This is a genomic window from Sphingomonas asaccharolytica NBRC 15499 (assembly GCF_001598355.1).
Lineage (GTDB): Bacteria > Pseudomonadota > Alphaproteobacteria > Sphingomonadales > Sphingomonadaceae > Sphingomonas > Sphingomonas asaccharolytica.
The window spans coordinates 20,001-35,875 of record NZ_BCYU01000001.1; the positions used below are offsets into that span (position 1 = coordinate 20,001).

Genomic DNA, 15,875 nt, shown 5'->3' on the forward strand with positions numbered 1-15,875 from the left:
GACCTTCAAGACGATGGTCGGCCTGCTCGGCTTTCTCGGTGCAACGACGCTGGCGTTCGGCGCGATCCTCAAGAGCATCTTCGTGCCCCCACGCCGCTTCCGCTTCAACGCGACGGTACAGCGATTCGAGGTGGTCGGCGTCTCGGCGCTCGGCATCATCGGCCTGATGAGCTTCCTGATCGGCATCGTCATCGCGCAGCAAGGCGCAGTGCAGCTGCGTCAGTTCGGCGCCGAGGTTTATACGATCAACCTGGTCGGGCGCCTGTCGATGCGCGAACTCGGCGTATTGATGACCGCGATCATGGTCGCGGGGCGATCGGGATCGTCGTTCGCCGCGCAGATCGGCACGATGAAGCTGACCGAGGAAATCGACGCGATGCGGACGATCGGCGTGTCGCCGATGGAGGCGCTGGTCGTGCCACGTGTGCTCGCCGCGGTGGTGATGATGCCGTTGCTCGGCTTCTATTCGGCGCTCGTTGCAATGATGGGCGGCTGCCTGTTGTGCTGGATCGCGCTCGGCATTCCGCCGGTCACCTATATCCAGCGCATCCGCGAAGTCGTGCCGATCAGCGACGTCTATGTTGGGATGATCAAGGCGCCGGTGTTCGGCGCGATCATTGCGATCGCCGGGTGCTTCCAGGGTATGTTGGTCGAAGCCGATGCCGAACAGGTCGGGCTGCGCACCACCGCCGCGGTGGTCCAGGGCATCTTCCTGGTGATCGTGCTCGACGCCTTCTTCGCGGTGTTCTTCTCGTCGGTCGGATGGATTTGATGGCGGACGACGACATCGTCATCCGCGTGCGCGGTTTGAGGAACAGTTTTGGCGAGCAGGTCGTGCACGAAGGGCTCGACCTCGACGTCCGGCGCGGCGAGATACTGGGCGTGGTCGGCGGGTCGGGCACCGGCAAGTCGGTGCTGATGCGGTCGATCATCGGGCTGCAGATACCCGATGAGGGCGAGATCACCGTGTTCGGCGAAAACACGGTCGATCTTGAGGAAAATGAGGCGATCGAAATCCGCAAGCGCTGGGGCGTGCTGTTCCAGGGCGGCGCTTTATTCTCGACGCTGACCGTCGCCGAGAATGTCGAGGTGCCGATCAAGGAATTTTATCCCAACCTCGACCCCGCGCTGCTCGACGAAATCGCGTCGTACAAGGTGGTGATGACCGGCCTGCCCGCCGATGCCGGGCCAAAATATCCCGCCGAACTGTCGGGTGGCATGCGCAAGCGCGCCGGGCTGGCGCGCGCGCTGGCGCTCGATCCCGAATTGCTGTTTCTCGACGAGCCGACTGCGGGCCTCGACCCGATCGGCGCGGCGGCGTTCGACGAGCTGACGCTCTCGCTGCAGCGGACGATGGGCCTGACCGTGTTCCTGATTACGCACGATCTCGACTCGCTTTACGCGATCTGCGACCGTGTTGCGGTAATCGCCGACAAGAAAGTGATTGCGGTTGGCACGATCGACGAGCTGGTTGCGTTGGATCATCCGTGGATCGAAGAATATTTCAAAGGCCCCCGCGGCCGTGCGGCGGTGGCGACGCAGGAAGCGGGCAAGGGCAAGGCAGGGGCTGACTGATGGAAACGCGTTCCAACCATGTGCTGGTCGGTGGGGTCGTCCTGATCCTTCTCGCCGTGCTCGCCTTGTTCATGGTGTGGATCTCGCACTTCGGCGCCGAGGGCAAGCGCGAGTACGACATCCAGTTCAAGCAATCGGTCGACGGCCTGGCCAAGGGGTCGGCGGTCAATTTCTCCGGCGTGCCGATCGGCCAGGTCAAGGACATCAAGCTCGACGCCAAGTCTCCCGAATTCGTCAGGGTGCGGGTGTCGGTCGACGACAAGACGCCGATCCTGCTCGGCACCACCGCGGCGATCCAGGGCAGCTTCACCGGTCCCTCGACCGTCCAGCTCGACGGCGCCCAGGCCGGCCGGCCGCTGATCGATTGCTCGAATAGCGCCTGCCCGTTGGGCGTACCGCTGATCCCGGCCAAGCCCGGCGGGCTTGGTGCGCTCTTGTCCAACGCGCCGCAATTGCTCGAGCGGCTGACGACGCTGACCGAGCGGCTGACCGCTCTGCTCAGCGATCGCAACCAGGCGTCGATCGCCGGCATCCTCGACAACACCAACAGGCTGAGCAAGGCGCTGTCGGACCGCGGGCCGGAAATCGCAGCAACACTGGCCGAGACGCGCATCGCGATCCAGAAGGCGGGCGTGGCATCGCAGCAGATTGGCGAGCTGGCGGCGACGACCAACGGTCTGCTCGCCAACGACGTCAAGCCGACCCTCGGCAATTTGAACAAGGCGGTCGCGTCGGCGCAGAAGTCGATGGACACGCTCGACGCCGCGATCGGCGATGCCCGGCCGGGGCTGCAAAGTTTCTCGAAACAGACCATTCCCGAGCTCGGCCAGTTGATCCACGATCTGCGCCAGATGTCGCAGTCGCTGTCGTCGGTCGCCGACAAGGTCGATCGCGGCGGCGCCGGGTCGATCGTCGGCAGTCCCAAGCTCCCCGATTACAAGGGCAAGTAAGATGACGAAGCGCTTTCTTCCCCTGTTCCTGGCCCTGCCGCTCGCGGGCTGTCTCAGCTTTGGCGGCAAGCCGCCCAAGGTGTTGTTGACGATCAACTCGACCGCGGCCTTGCCGGTCGGGTCGACGCAGAATTCGGCGAACGCCAAGACCGTGACCATTCAGGTGCCGGTAGTACCGCAATCGCTGGCGGTCGCGCGCGTGCCCGTCCAGACCGGCGACCAGCTTGCTTACGTCACCGATGTCGCCTGGGTCGAAGCACCGCAGCGGCTGTTCGCGCGGCTGATGTCGGACACGATCGCCGCCAAGACCGGCCGCGTCGTGCTGACCCCGGCGCAGTCGTTCAGCGACCCCGGCGCACGCCTGTCGGGCGAGCTGCGGAATTTCGGGATCGACGGCAGCACGCACGAGGCAGTGGTGACGTTCGAGGGCTCGCTGATCCGGAGCGATGCGAGCAAGGTCGAGAAGAAGAAATTCGAGGCACGCGTCCCGGTAACCCAGATCGACGCCAATTCGGTCGGCCCGGCGCTCAACCAGGCCGCCAACCAAGTCGCCGGCGAAGTCGCCGACTGGGTTGGGAGTTAAGTGTTCCCGCGACTTTAAGCCCTCTCCCGCTTGCGGGAGAGGGTTGGGAGAGGGTCTTCTTTCCTCTTTTTCGACGAGTCCGCTTGGAAGAAGAGAGAAGACCCTCACCTTCCCACCGCTCCGCGGCGGGCCCCTCCCTCTCCCGCACGCGGGAGAGGGGATTTACCAACCAGGTGTATCAGCGCGCCGACATCGCCGCCGGGCTCGCGACACGGCGCCAGATCTGCGCCTTGCAGAACAGCCCGCCCAGGATGCAGCCCTTGATGTTGAGCGTCTGGCCATCGACCATGGTGATCGTCGAATAGAAAGCGGATTGCATGTCAGGCACATAGACCTGCCCTGCCCAATGCCCGCGATCGGTCGCGCGATAGCTGCGTAACAGTTCGGTGCCGATCAGTTGGCTCACGCCCTTCTTGCGCGCATCGTCCTGCGCCTTGGGGCTCGCCCAGACGATCCAGCCGCAGATCTTGTCGCCGCACGACCCGGTGCGCACCTGGACCGTTCCCTTGGGATTGGCCCACACGCCATCGACCGATGGCGCTACCGGCGGGGTCTGGTCGGCAAGCGCCAGCGCCATGGTAAGCAGCGACAACATAACGATTTCCTGATTTTCCCGCCTGGCGCGGCTAGCGTGCTTTGCCGCGAATATGGGGCGGCAATGCGGCGCTGCCGATATCGATCATGGCAAGAATTCGTATGCGCGCATCAAGTCTTGCGATGCGCCGGTCAGGTCTTGCGACGTACAGGGACGGGCACGTTGCAGATATCCGCCCCGCCGGCGGGAACGGTGAAGAACGGCGGCTCGCGGTTTTCGCGCGCGTGGAGATAGCGCGCGAAATCGGCACTGGCAGGCGAGAGATATTCGAAACGCGGACGCTCGCCTGCCGGCAAGGCGCTCGCCAGCCGTGCGCTGACGATCGGTGTCGGCTTCTGCCCGTCGCCGTAGAAGCCGAGCTTGCCGGTGCCGCGTTCGAGCGAGGACAGAGCATCGATCCCCTCGATCACGCGCCCGACCAGGGCGATATTGCGATCGAGCGCGCGCGGCGCGTGGCCGATCACCGCGTACAGCTCGGCGCTGCTGCCGATCGATGGCGCGAGGTCGCGGCCGACCCCGACCATCGCATAGCAATGCGTCAGCCAGCTACGCTTGCCGTCGGACGCGACCTGCCAACCGTCGGCGGTGAAGCCTGCGATCGAGGCGAAGCTGTCGGGTCGGGTCATGCGCACCACCGGCAGGCCCCCTGCCCGCGTATATTCGCTGGGCCCTTCATCGGCGACGCCTTCGGGCAGCTTCTTCTTCTCGGTGACGTCGCCCCATTGCGCGACATAATTGTCCTGGATGCGATAGACGCTGGTGTCGTCCCACCATTTCCTGTTGGCGAGAGTCCGCATCCGCGCGACGTGCTGGGGCGCGAAAGCGGGCGCGAGCTGGATGATCACCTTGCGCCCGTTCGCGAGCGTGAAGATCAGGATGTCGTCGTCGGCGATCGTCCGCCACGCGGCGGACGGCGCCTTGTTGGCGATCTCGGTCGGTGACAGCGGCGGCGTGGCCGCGGGCTTTTTTGAAGCGTCGGCGGCGGGCTGGCCGGCGAGCGCGAGGGCGAGCGAGAGCAGGATCGGCATGGACCGAAGCTGCCACACCCCCGCCCGATCCGGCAAGCGCTTGCGTGGACGCGCGGGTATCTCTAGGGGCGACGCTTCCCGGCAATGCGGAGCGGTGGCCGAGTGGTCGAAGGCGCTCGCCTGGAAAGTGAGTATACGTCAAAAGCGTATCGAGGGTTCGAATCCCTCCCGCTCCGCCAGTCGGTCTTTATTTTCGCCGAAGATATAGGAAGAGGCCAAAATCCCGGGCAGTTTCGCGAGTTCTGGCGATAATTGCGTACCGCGGAGAACGAGTGCGGGGCCAGAATGAGAGAAATCTGGCGGCTTTTCTCTACGCCGCGCTGTGACGGTACGGTTTGCGTTCCGCGATCGATTTCCCGGTTCAGGAGAAGAAACAGCGAATTCGCACCTATGACCTATGAGCTCTCACGCGGTAAGCTGCGCTAATAGCGCGTATTTATTGAGTAGTTGCTAGTTCCTACCCGATCTAAACTGGGAATTCATTCCATGCGAAACCGGGAAGCGTCGGCCGAGGAAATCGGATCATTCTGGCCAGAACCGGGAAAAAATTTGCACTGTTCGCCATCTGAAACCTGGGATTGAAGTTTCTGTGCCAGAACAGGGCTCCCCAGCGACCGGAACGAAGATGCACCACCCGCACTCCCTCCATTACCAATTCGACCCCAACAGCCCTGGCTGGCTGCACCGCAAGCACGAGAAAAACAAGCGGCGCAGGAAAGGCGAGAAGGAGGACCCGATCCGCGCCTCCGAGGTGCTGCGCGTCATTGAGTCCGATCCCGCAGCTTTCCTTGATCCGATAGTGCAGCACTATGCGACGCTAGCGCTGAAACGAAAGTTGAAGTCGTCCCGCGGACGCAAGCGTGGCGGAGTCTCGCGCGCCATCAAATTGGCCATTGCGGATGTGATGATCGAGGATCGCGCGGCTGAGATCAGGGCGGAGCGAAAGCGGAGTGGGCAAAAGCACGTTCGCGGCGATCTCGAACCCTGCCGCCAGGCAGCCGAAGAAGTCAGCCGTTTCCTAAGTTTCAATATGACCGGTCCGGCTCTCCTCAACGCGATCTCGAAGGACGCGTTCGTCATCTAAAACCCACGCTATTCCATGAATTCGCCGGCAGCGCAGATCTGACAATCGAACACCTCCTTTATGCATGGAGGCGACTTTGAACGAAATGGTCAGATTGGGCACACGGCAGATTGAGGAGCGCGCCGTCGCTCTCTTGAAGCCCCGGAAGAACAACCCGCGCACACACTCGCCGGCACAGCTCAAGCAAATCGAAGCCAGCATTCAGAAATTCGGCTTCGTGAATCCAGTTCTTGTCGATGAAGGCGACAGGGTGCTTGCAGGGCACGGCCGACTGGCGGCGGCGAAATCCCTAGGCATGCAGTCGGTCCCGGTGGTCCGGATCGAGGGAATGACCGAAGCCGATCGCAAGGCATACGTCATTGCCGACAATCGGCTGGCCGAGCTCGCGGGCTGGGATCAGCAACTGCTCAAGCTTGAGCTGGGCTCGATCATCGAACTCGATCCGGCGTTCGATCTCGCGCTCACCGGTTTTGCGGACGCGGAACTGGAAGGTCTGCTTGCCGCGATCGATGCAGCGGAGCGGCCGTCAGCGGATGAGATTCCGGAGCCTGCGATCGATGGCGCCTCGGTATCAGCACCGGGCCAGCTTTGGACGCTGGGCCGCCACCGGCTGATCTGCGGCGATGCCCGCGATCCCGCGGTCTACGCAAGGCTGCTGGGTGGCGAGCGCGCAGGGATGGTGATCACGGACCCGCCATACAACGTGCCGATCAGTGGCCACGTCTGCGGGCTCGGAAAGGTTCAGCACCGCGAGTTCGCAATGGCGTCGGGGGAAATGAGCGGGGCCGAGTTCGAAGGCTTTCTCAAAGAAGTGCTGCAAAACCTCTCGGACGCCAGTGTCGATGGCTCTATCCACTACGTGTTCATGGATTGGCGGCACATTCGCGAGGTGATGGCGGCAGGGGACGCGGTCTACGATGAGCTCAAGAACCTCATTGTCTGGAACAAAGACAATGGCGGCATGGGGACCTTCTACCGCTCGAAGCACGAACTGGTGTTCGCCTTTAAGAAGGGGACGAGCCCGCACGTCAACAATTTCAAGCTTGGCCAACACGGCCGCTACCGCACGAACGTGTGGGATTACGCCGGGGTCAATTCGCTGAAGGCGGAGCGGGACGAAGAGCTTGCGATGCACCCGACAGTGAAGCCGGTTGCGATGATCGCTGATGCAATCCGCGACTGCTCCAAACGCGGCGGTATCGTGCTGGATGCGTTTTCCGGTTCAGGAACGACGATAATGGCGGCGGAGGAAACCGGCCGGCGCGCATGCGCGGTCGAGATTGACCCTCGCTACGTCGATGTGGCGATACGGCGCTGGCAGACTACCACCGGCGGCAAGGCCATTCTGGATGGAATAGGCTGCACGTTCCAGGACGTCGAGACCGCGCTCGACTGACCTTGGCGGGACCGGCACTTCGGAGCCGGTCCTCATATAAATCAGTCTTCATTTGCAGGAATGCGCGCTGGTCAGGGCGACAGTAATCAAAACGTTTTCGTAACGGAGCAGCCATGGACGACAATGATGATTACGAGGTCGGTTACAAAAGACCGCCCAAAACAACGCGGTTCAAAAAGGGCCAATGTGCCAATCCGACCGGGCGACGTGGCAAAAAGCAGAAGCCAGCCCCACAGGACAATTCGGATCGCGCCATAATCGAGCGGCTTTCCGAGGAACTGATCGAACACAATGGACGGATGATCACTGTTCGTGAGGCCGAATTGCTGGTGATCCGGGCCAAGGCGCTGAAGGGCGATTTGAAGGCCATACAGATGTGGCAGGCTCTTCGCGAGAAACTCGCTCCAAAGAACGAAAAGCGTGGCGGCGTATTGCTGGTTCCATGTTCGGTTCCTCTCGACGAATGGGAAGCATCCACTGCTCGGCAGCAAGCTCCCTTTCGGGAGCAGACTTTCGAAAAGTTCTCTAGCGGCTCGAAGGAGGACGAGAGATAGCGCTGATGCCGCACTGGCCAAGCGCATCTCGGAAGCTCGCATCCAGTGGATATGGCCGCAGACCGTCCTTTGTCAGCCGTCCGGTCATTTGCTCCCTGTCGTCCGGCAATCCATAGCTTGCGGTTAAATTTGCCGAGCGGAACTGGAGAGACGAGCCGGCGATCATCTCATCGAGCATGTCGCGTGCCTTGTCGCTGCTAGCGACCGTGCTCGTGGCCGAGTACGAACGGATCAGGGCAAGCGTCTGGCTCATTGCGCGCGCGGCGGGGTCGTTCGAGGTCGATGCCGCGACAGGGCTATCCGCGGCCTTCAGTTCCCGGAACGGGCGGTCGTCAACCCGCCAGACGATGTCCCCGGTCGGCAGTCTCGCCTTGCCGCCGCTGCTGACGCCGACCAGCAGGCCGAGTTCCGAGTTATTCTCGACGAACGGGTAGATCGAACCTGTCGTAGTAAAGGAGAGGCCGGCGGCATGATCGATGGCAGCGACCACGCAGCTGTTCTTGCCGGTGATCGGATCGCTGGTTCGCATCACCTGCCAGGCAGGAGGCGGAAGCTTTCTTGCGGTAGCGGACGCGACGATTGTCAGGCCAACAAGCGATGCCAGTACGAGGCGCCTCATGCCGCGATCTCCGCGACATTCACCGATCCGAACAGTCGATCGACCAGATCGCCCATTGTCTCGACGCGGTCGAATTGCGAAAGCCGCACAGTCCTGTGATCGGGGCGCTCGGTTCTCGCGCCTCGCGCGTGATAAGCTGGCCGCTCACCCAGCGGTCGGATCGGAAACCCCGGTGGTCCGCCTAGCCAGCGGTAACCCGTCGGCTGCAGCGTCGCGCGGTCATAGACGGTCGCGATAACGCAGGCCGAAGGTCGGGACGTCAGGCCTTGATGGAGCGTGAAGTCGCTACGGCGGCCTCCTTCGCCCAAGCCCTTCAGTTGGATGTGGCGAAGAACGCCGCCAGCCTCGATCACGAGATCGTGGCCACGGGCATCGACATCGGGCCTAAGGATTTCAAAGGGGATGCCGCGCATCAGCAGCATTGCCGTCAGATCGGCGAGGAAGCGATATTCCAGCGCTTTCTCGACCTCGCTCGATTGATGCGTGAACAGGTCGGGAGATGCGACTGGCGCCGTCCTATCCGTCACCCGATCAATTTTTGGCTCCACCGCGTCGCTCCTATGTCCTCTCGGGGCGACGGCCGAAGCCGGATGTTGGAAACCCTGGCAATGCACAGAGCGCATGCGCCTTTACCGGCAAGCCGGCTGGACATGCGCGCATGCCACCCGGCCACCGATATTCGGACGACCGAGATGCATTGCTTCGGGGTTTCCACGCCCCGCCCCCGGCTTTCACGGGAGCGGGACCAAATTGCTCTGTTTGGCCCGACTGGCAAGTCTATTCTGGCTATATGTTCGGCAGATTCTGGGCCGTCTGCTGCCTGTCCGGTTTAGGGCAAAACGCTGAGCTAAGCAGACATTGCAAAGCAATTCAGCGAAGTCTGTAAGCGTGGACAAGGTTATCATCAGTGCCCACTCTCGGTGCGCAAAAGTCCATGCGGTCATTGCCTCCGATACCGACATCATTCGCACCGACCTCATGGGCCCGGGCTGGTAAAAAGCTAGGGCGTACCGATCAAAACGGCTCTTCTTGTAGATAGCTCCGCTCTTGCTAGGTGAGCAGGTGTGCGCGATGACGTCTGGATGGCAACAACATCCACATCCGCTGTCGAGGAAACCCAGCACTCAGCTCTGTCCGCGAAGCCGTCGCGCGAGGTTGTGTTGGAAGCGACGGCGAACGAGCTGATCGTAGCGGTGGTTGGACATGTGGGGTCGGGCACAAGCGAGATTGCGGAAGCCCTTCACAACCTACTTGAAGAAGCTGACCTACCCGGCGGCCCCTACGAAGCCGAGGTCCTGAAAGCGCGCAATGAGATCGAGCAGTGGGCGACGGACGTAGGAGAGGCGCTGCCAACGTCTGACAGAAACGATCTGGAGACCACGAAGAGCCTTCAAGATCTCGGCGACAAGATGCGCGTCGCATCAAACGATGCGTCCGCCGTAGCACGCGCCCTTGTTAAAAGAATACGGTCCACGCGCGCGGAGAAGATCGGGAGTGAGTTGAAGGCGGGCGTGGCCATTGCCCCCGATGGCAAACGTAGAGCCTACATCTTGGACGCGATCCGGAATCCGGCTGAGGTCGATTTGCTGCGACATGTTTATCAGGATGCGTTCGTTCTCATCGGTGTTGTTTGCGATGAAAAGGTCCGCCTCCAGCGAATCATGGAGAAGTATAAGAATGCCGGAAGGACGGACGGCGAGGATTTGATGAAGCGAGATGCGAAGGCCGCTTCAAGGTTCGGCCAGCGAGTCACGGACGCTTTTCATCTCTCGGACTTCTTTATCGATAACACGCCTGATCGAACCACAGATAGCGGCGCCGCAAATCCCGATTGGAACGTGAACGACCATCTGTCCAGGCTGGTCAAAATCGTGAGCCATTCGGAAATCGTCCGGCCGTCGACCGAAGAAACTGCAATGCATCATGCTTATGGCGCGGGGCTGAGAAGCGCGTGCCTCTCTCGACAGGTCGGCGCAGCGCTGGTGGACAGTACGGGGAATGTCGTCTCAACCGGTACGAACGAGGTCCCGCGCGCCGGCGGCGGCGTCTATGGCGAAACATTCGATACCGACCACACGGACCATGTGGACGATCACCGATGTGCCTATCGGAAATTGAATGGGTCTGACCCTTTTTGCAGCAGCACAAGGGAACAGAACTCCCTGATTGAGCGGTTCATTGACGAGATACCGGAACTCAAGGCGGCAGATAGAATACGGAAGCAGAAGCTACTCCTAGAATTGCGTTCTAGCGGTGTTGGGGACCTTCTGGAATTCAGCCGGGCGGTCCATGCGGAAATGGACGCCCTGCTTTCTGCGGGCCGTGAAGGTATAACAACGGTTGGCTGTCGCCTCTTTGTTACGACCTTCCCCTGCCACTATTGTGCTCGACACATTGTCAGCGCCGGCCTGGATGAGGTCCAGTTTATCGAACCTTATCCGAAGAGTCGGGCTATCGATCTGCACGCTGACTCCATTCAGGTTAGCGTCAAGGACTGGTCGCCGCCGAGCCGAGCGGGTAAGCGCGTCCTGTTTCGCCCGTTCGTAGGTGTGGCGCCGCGCATGTATCGGCGGGCCTTTATTAAGGATCGTGACCTTAAAAATTCGATGTTCGGGCAGTTACAGCAGGGCGAACCGGATTGGGGCACGCCATGGCATTTGCGCGCGGTCAGCTATTCCGACCTTGAAGCCAAACTGGCTGAGAGCTGAGTTGTCCAAAACACCCCCGAAACACCTCAGAATTGTCGAGACGGCTCCCCGTCCGGTCGAACATGCGCCCGAAGCCTTTGAACCGATGGCCAGCGAGCGATCGCTATTTGCGCGGGCTGATCCCAATATCCTGATGTTCATCGACTTCACGACCGTCGACGAAGCCGAGCTTTTGTCGCTGATTATTTCATCACAGCCAACGCACGTCATAGATTTGCGCGTCGTCCCGCGCTTTGACATCGGAACGCTCAATCGAAAGCTTGTCTTTTCCATCTTCGAGAAGGCTGGCGCCAAATATCATGATCTGGGCGCCCTTATCGGACCGGCGCACATGAGGCAAAATGCGGGGGCGCCCGAGCCATTGGCGCGGGCGGTGCTGGAGCGCGTCTTCAAAACGGACACCGCTGTAAAAGGCCCAGTCGCGATCCTCCTTGATGCCAAATGCTCGTCTGCCGCCTTCATGGATGCATTCGCCGCCATCTTGGATCAAGCCAACCCAGCCGGTTGGCAGACGATGCGCGTTCCGGCCGTGCGAAGCGCACCGGTGTCGGACAGCAGATCAATCGTCTTCATCAGCCATGCAACGCCGAACGACAATCCCTTTGCGAGCTGGCTTTCGACGCAGCTCACTCTTAGCGGATATGAAGTCTGGACCGATTTCGAGCGCTTGGGCGGCGGCGAGCTGTTTTGGGACACGATAGAAGACATTATCCGAAACCGCGCGGCCAAGGTCATTGTCGCCGCCAGCGGCCTCGCCCAGACGCGGCCGGGTGTGCTCGACGAAATCGCCCTCGCTCTCTCAATCGAACGCAATCTTGGTCTCACCAATTTTGTCATTCCGCTTCGAATTGATGAAACCAATTTTCTTGACTTTCGTGCCAATTTGCAGCGCCGAAACATCCTCGATTTTCACGGAAATTGGGCTGCGGGGCTCGCGCAGTTGCTCAAAGTGCTCGAGAGCGACCGCGTGCCGTCGGACGTGAAGGATATTGCCTCGAATGTGGGCAAGATCATCCACGATCGCCTCCAAAGCAAATTGGGCCTGATCGACAGAGCGGATCCGGTGTCGGTTAATTGGCTCCAAGTGCGGCGCTGGCCGTCGGCGGTCTACGCCTCGACCCTTCCCGTCCCGGCCAATCGGATCGCCGATTATACGAAAACGCTTCAGCTCCCCCATGTGCAGTTCGGAGACCTGCTCCTCTCCTTTGCGCCCACCACGGCGCTATCGGCAACATTGACGGGGGTAAATGCCAGCTCGTCCGGAGCTGTGGCGACGAGCGAGTTTCTCAAAGGCCGATGGAATCAGATCCCGACTCTCAAATCCCATATCGCGCAGCGGATGATCTCCAATCTTGTCCGCCAAGCTTGGGCGCGGACCGCCCAGCAGCGAAATCTCTCTGCCTTTGCATTGGCGTCCGGTGCGAGTTGCTGGTTTCTGAAAAACGGCCAGCTTGAAGGCAACAAAGCGTCGTTCATAGATCGCGAGGGCAAAAAACGAACAAAGTCCCTCGTAGGCTTTAGTCAGAAGCGAGGTGTTTTCTGGCATTTTGCAGCGGAGCTAAGGCCCCTCCCCAACCATCCCGAAACGCTGGTGATCAAGCCGCATGTAATCTTTTCGGAAGATGGGATCACACCGCTCGAAAGCGCGGCTCGCATGCACGCCTTGCGACGCGGTTTCTGCAAGAGCTGGTGGAACGATCGATGGCGCGACCTGATCGCTGCCTTTCTATTCTTCCTGTCAGAAGGTTCTGACGAAATCAGCTTGGATGCCGGCGATGGTGGAATAGGCCTGTCACCCACCATGAGCGATTTCGAATGCCCGGTCTCGCCTCTGGATGCGGAAACAATCTTGATTGAGGAAGCCACGACGGGTGATGAGGAGGATCCGGATATCGATGAAGAGGAGGTCGGCCTTACGCTTGCATTTGACTCGCAGGACCGCGAGCAATGACGGGCCTCTTCGTCGGCCATCATGCCGAGCCGTTCCTCGAATTTGGCTATAGTCAGATATTGGATGACCCGAAACAGGGCTTGTTTCTCTTCGGTCCGCTCGACGCGCGTCGACCGGCGTCGATGCGCGTCGGCGTGGTTGGCACGCCGACTGGCGTCGAGCTCTACAAACAGTGGGTGAAATCCATAAACGGCTTCATTCCGGCGGCCCGCGAGGATGCCCTGCACCAGATTGGCTATCCGGGCTTCGAAGCGGTTTTTCGAACACCATGGCCGCTACAGCCAATGGCCGAACTTCCAATCTCGACCAGCGATATTTCAAGGGCGCTTCGGATCTCGGATCGTCATGTAGGCATTTATGAAGCGGTTTCCCTCTTCGAGAGCGCTATCCGGAAAAAGACTCGTCAAGATGATGTCGATGTAGACCTATGGTTCGTGGTCATCCCAGAAGAAGTCTATGTTTTAGGGCGGCCCCAATCCCGCATCCCCTTCGCGGAAAGAGAGCGCATAGAGAGGCGAATCGACGCGCGGATCGCGCGGCGGCTTCGCTCTCAGCCTTCGCTGTTTTCCGAAGATATGGATGAGGCCAAGGTCTATGCCTATGATCTCGATTTTCATAACCAACTGAAGGCACGGCTCCTCGACACAAAGGCGGTCGTTCAGATCGTTCGCGAAACCTCCCTTGAGGCACCCGCTCTTTTTGCGCGAAACAGCCGCCGCTTGCAGGACCCGGCGACCCTCGCATGGAATCTGACCACGACATCCTATTTTAAGGCCGGCGGACGGCCTTGGAAGCTGCACGCGGTGCGAGAGGGCGTTTGCTATATTGGCATAGTCTACAAGAAGGACGCCCAAGACCCGACGGGCACGAGCGCCTGCTGTGGCGCGCAAATGTTCCTGAACTCCGGCGACGGCCTAGTCTTCAAAGGCGCGATTGGAAAATGGCATCCTGAACGTAGAGAGTTCCATCTCAGTCGCGATGACGCCGCGGAATTGATGAAGTCGGTGCTCGAGGAATATGTTTCAGAGAATGGAAAGCCACCGAAAGAGGTTTTTCTGCATGCCCGAACGCGGTTCAATAACGATGAGTGGGAGGGCTTCACCTCCGCGCTCCCCGACGACGTAAAGTTGGTTGGCGTCCGCATTGCGCGATCGAGCGACGTTAAGCTCTTTCGGTCTGGGCGAACCCCGGTTCTGAGGGGCACGACGCTGCAGGTGGATGAGCGAGCCGCCTATTTGTGGTCATCCGGATTTGTCGCCGCCTTGAATACCTATGCGGGGCGTGAAGTCCCCAACCCGCTGTCGATCGAGATCACACGCGGGGAAGGCGATATCATCCAGGTCTGCAAGGATGTGCTTGGTCTCACTAAAGTGAATTTCAACGCCTGCATTTACGGCGACGGCCTTCCCGTGACGCTCCGTTTTGCTGATTCTGTAGGGGAAATTCTTACTGCAGGCCCGGTCGGGGCGCTGCCGCCGCTTCCCTTCAGACACTATATATAGCAGGTTAAAACCGCTATGCTGCGGCGCAAGCACACAAATTCATCACTCTGCGCTTTGCGACGAGCCTTTCAGATGTTGCAGGGCTAATGTCCATCTCAATAGCAACAGATTTAGGAACGCCAGTTCCGCGGACGTTTAATCGGCTCCCCAGTGCCACGAGTACTTTTTTCGGAGCCGAGCCTTCAAGGACTCCTTACAACCTACCGTCGCGTATCTGGGCGGTGGCCGAGACTCATGCGCATGTAATGGGTGTGACAAGCCCGTCGCTGTTCTCGACGACTTGGGCAGAGATACCCGACGGTGCGGATCCGATTGTTTGCATCAGGAGCAGTTTGCAGCCGACGGCCGAGGACACGGCTTGGACTATCGAACCGATGAACATTCCGCCGGGTCGTTATTTTGCGCGCATGGCGCGACCGAACCACCAGCATCCCGGCGATTTTCCGACGCCATTTTACCGCGGTCTTGATTTTGCCCACGAGCAGGCGAGCGCGAGCATCCAGATTGCCATGTTAGCCGATCGGTTACGAACTTGCTTCCAAGTCGTCGGCCCCTCCGAGCCCAATTTTGGGGTGTTCGGTGGCGAATTTCGTAACATCTTGCTGCTCGCTGCAACCGAGGTAGAGGCGCAATGGAAGGGTATTTTGCGGGCGAACCATTATCAAGCTCATCTGCCCAATCCGCGTTGGTCGACCAATGACTATTTCAAGTTGGAGGCAGCGTTGCGACTTGCTGACTATGCGATCGAATTCCCGGAATATCCTTGGATCAAAGCCATTGCGCCCTTTAACGGCTGGCTTGGTGCGAACCCCACCGAGTCGATCGAATGGTATGCTGCGTACAACGCGGTCAAGCATGACCGCGAGCAGCATGGCAACCGTGCTACACTAATCCGAGCGCTCGAAGCCGTCGCAGCTGTTGTGGTGGTCGGCGTCGCGCAGTTCGGCATCGAATTTGTGCGGCGTGCGGCACGATGGCGCGATCTGTTCCAGATCAATCAGTATCCACGTTGGAGCATTGGGGACACACATGGCCCAATCTTCGTGGAGGGCGACGAGTTCGCCGGCGAAGCGATCGACTACCCCTTTTAGGGCCTTACCGCACCGTCTCGATCATAGAACCAAGGTTGCGATGCTTGGTCGCGCACACTTGCGCTCTGAACCGGTCGACCACTCCTAAGACGAGCAAATCGGTTATCCGCACATAACCACGGCGCTTTAAGCAGAGATCGTGCAGTGGTCCGCGCGGCGCTAGGCGCCACGGCAGGCCGCCAGCGCACACGCCAATCATCCCGCGTTCGTCAGCCGGAGCAGCGCTAGGCGCTCCTCCA

15 protein-coding genes and 1 tRNA gene (1 of these 16 only partly in view) are annotated in these 15,875 nt (G+C 60.3%); 12 read left to right on the top strand and 4 right to left on the bottom strand.

What is annotated here, in order from left to right; translation table 11 throughout:
- The 4 genes in view from SAS01S_RS00100 to SAS01S_RS00115 are tightly spaced (at most 1 nt apart) and all read left to right on the top strand, a layout consistent with a single transcriptional unit that may run on beyond the window.
- A protein-coding gene (locus SAS01S_RS00100) for an ABC transporter permease (RefSeq protein ID WP_066802930.1) crosses the window boundary here: on the top strand, positions 1–772 show its 3' portion. The gene continues 344 nt to the left of window position 1, outside the view; 772 of the gene's 1,116 nt are visible here — the last part of the coding sequence; its start codon lies beyond the left edge, outside the window; the stop codon is at positions 770–772.
- Positions 772–1,575, top strand: a complete 804-nt coding sequence (locus SAS01S_RS00105) for an ABC transporter ATP-binding protein (RefSeq protein WP_084238358.1) — start codon at positions 772–774, stop codon at positions 1,573–1,575. Before SAS01S_RS00100 ends, SAS01S_RS00105 begins: the two co-directional genes overlap by 1 nt.
- Positions 1,575–2,525, top strand: coding sequence for an MlaD family protein (locus tag SAS01S_RS00110; protein WP_066802936.1), 951 nt, complete (start codon positions 1,575–1,577; stop codon positions 2,523–2,525). The genes SAS01S_RS00105 and SAS01S_RS00110 overlap by 1 nt, the downstream gene beginning before the upstream one ends.
- A gap of 1 nt (position 2,526) precedes the next feature.
- Positions 2,527–3,108, top strand: a complete 582-nt coding sequence (locus tag SAS01S_RS00115) for an ABC-type transport auxiliary lipoprotein family protein (RefSeq protein WP_066802938.1) — start codon at positions 2,527–2,529, stop codon at positions 3,106–3,108.
- A 178-nt stretch (positions 3,109–3,286) separates the two neighbouring features.
- Here SAS01S_RS00115 and SAS01S_RS00120 read toward each other — a convergent pair whose 3' ends face one another.
- Together SAS01S_RS00120 and SAS01S_RS00125 are read right to left on the bottom strand one after the other, a co-directional pair.
- Positions 3,287–3,703, bottom strand: coding sequence for a DUF2147 domain-containing protein (locus tag SAS01S_RS00120; RefSeq protein ID WP_066802940.1), 417 nt, complete (start codon positions 3,701–3,703; stop codon positions 3,287–3,289).
- Positions 3,704–3,834: 131 nt separating this feature from the next.
- On the bottom strand, positions 3,835–4,731 hold the full coding sequence (locus tag SAS01S_RS00125; protein WP_066802943.1) for a peptidylprolyl isomerase: 897 nt from the start codon (positions 4,729–4,731) through the stop codon (positions 3,835–3,837).
- 88 nt (positions 4,732–4,819) lie between these two features.
- Here SAS01S_RS00125 and SAS01S_RS00130 point away from each other — a divergent pair.
- The 4 genes from SAS01S_RS00130 (at position 4,820) to SAS01S_RS00145 (ending at position 7,765) form a co-directional block, all read left to right on the top strand.
- Positions 4,820–4,910: transfer RNA gene (locus tag SAS01S_RS00130), tRNA-Ser, on the top strand.
- A 446-nt stretch (positions 4,911–5,356) separates the two neighbouring features.
- Positions 5,357–5,815 carry a hypothetical protein gene (locus SAS01S_RS00135; RefSeq protein ID WP_157082596.1) on the top strand — a complete coding sequence of 153 codons (459 nt, stop codon included), beginning with the start codon at positions 5,357–5,359 and terminating at the stop codon, positions 5,813–5,815.
- A gap of 85 nt (positions 5,816–5,900) precedes the next feature.
- Positions 5,901–7,211 (top strand): site-specific DNA-methyltransferase, encoded by a 1,311-nt coding sequence (locus SAS01S_RS00140; protein WP_066803150.1) that lies wholly within the window; start codon positions 5,901–5,903, stop codon positions 7,209–7,211.
- 113 nt (positions 7,212–7,324) lie between these two features.
- Positions 7,325–7,765 (top strand): DUF5681 domain-containing protein, encoded by a 441-nt coding sequence (locus tag SAS01S_RS00145; protein WP_066802949.1) that lies wholly within the window; start codon positions 7,325–7,327, stop codon positions 7,763–7,765.
- On the opposite strand, the gene SAS01S_RS00150 is transcribed toward SAS01S_RS00145, so the two are convergent.
- Positions 7,737–8,384 (bottom strand): hypothetical protein, encoded by a 648-nt coding sequence (locus SAS01S_RS00150; protein WP_157082597.1) that lies wholly within the window; start codon positions 8,382–8,384, stop codon positions 7,737–7,739. The genes SAS01S_RS00145 and SAS01S_RS00150 overlap by 29 nt on opposite strands.
- Positions 8,381–8,911: a hypothetical protein gene (locus SAS01S_RS00155; RefSeq protein WP_066802955.1), complete on the bottom strand. Its 531-nt coding sequence runs from the start codon at positions 8,909–8,911 to the stop codon at positions 8,381–8,383. Before SAS01S_RS00155 ends, SAS01S_RS00150 begins: the two co-directional genes overlap by 4 nt.
- Before the next feature lie 537 nt (positions 8,912–9,448).
- Here SAS01S_RS00155 and SAS01S_RS00160 point away from each other — a divergent pair.
- From SAS01S_RS00160 to SAS01S_RS00175, 4 genes are all read left to right on the top strand, one after another.
- A complete protein-coding gene (locus SAS01S_RS00160) occupies positions 9,449–11,092 on the top strand; it encodes an anti-phage dCTP deaminase (protein ID WP_218016217.1) in 1,644 nt (547 codons plus the stop codon).
- Position 11,093: 1 nt separating this feature from the next.
- Positions 11,094–13,043, top strand: a complete 1,950-nt coding sequence (locus SAS01S_RS00165) for a toll/interleukin-1 receptor domain-containing protein (RefSeq protein ID WP_157082598.1) — start codon at positions 11,094–11,096, stop codon at positions 13,041–13,043.
- Positions 13,040–14,545, top strand: a complete 1,506-nt coding sequence (locus SAS01S_RS00170) for an argonaute/piwi family protein (protein ID WP_084238347.1) — start codon at positions 13,040–13,042, stop codon at positions 14,543–14,545. The genes SAS01S_RS00165 and SAS01S_RS00170 overlap by 4 nt, the downstream gene beginning before the upstream one ends.
- A gap of 221 nt (positions 14,546–14,766) precedes the next feature.
- Positions 14,767–15,636 (top strand): hypothetical protein, encoded by an 870-nt coding sequence (locus SAS01S_RS00175; protein WP_157082599.1) that lies wholly within the window; start codon positions 14,767–14,769, stop codon positions 15,634–15,636.
- Positions 15,637–15,875 lie beyond the last annotated feature (239 nt).

Coding starts and splice junctions, on each gene's coding strand:
- SAS01S_RS00135 (WP_157082596.1), top strand. CDS start 5,357: ATGCACCACCCGCACTCCCTCCATTACCAATTCGACCCCAACAGCCCT.
- SAS01S_RS00115 (WP_066802938.1), top strand. CDS start 2,527: ATGACGAAGCGCTTTCTTCCCCTGTTCCTGGCCCTGCCGCTCGCGGGC.
- SAS01S_RS00125 (WP_066802943.1), bottom strand. CDS start 4,731: ATGCCGATCCTGCTCTCGCTCGCCCTCGCGCTCGCCGGCCAGCCCGCC.
- SAS01S_RS00105 (WP_084238358.1), top strand. CDS start 772: ATGGCGGACGACGACATCGTCATCCGCGTGCGCGGTTTGAGGAACAGT.
- SAS01S_RS00145 (WP_066802949.1), top strand. CDS start 7,325: ATGGACGACAATGATGATTACGAGGTCGGTTACAAAAGACCGCCCAAA.
- SAS01S_RS00170 (WP_084238347.1), top strand. CDS start 13,040: ATGACGGGCCTCTTCGTCGGCCATCATGCCGAGCCGTTCCTCGAATTT.
- SAS01S_RS00110 (WP_066802936.1), top strand. CDS start 1,575: ATGGAAACGCGTTCCAACCATGTGCTGGTCGGTGGGGTCGTCCTGATC.
- SAS01S_RS00150 (WP_157082597.1), bottom strand. CDS start 8,384: ATGAGGCGCCTCGTACTGGCATCGCTTGTTGGCCTGACAATCGTCGCG.
- SAS01S_RS00140 (WP_066803150.1), top strand. CDS start 5,901: ATGGTCAGATTGGGCACACGGCAGATTGAGGAGCGCGCCGTCGCTCTC.
- SAS01S_RS00120 (WP_066802940.1), bottom strand. CDS start 3,703: ATGTTGTCGCTGCTTACCATGGCGCTGGCGCTTGCCGACCAGACCCCG.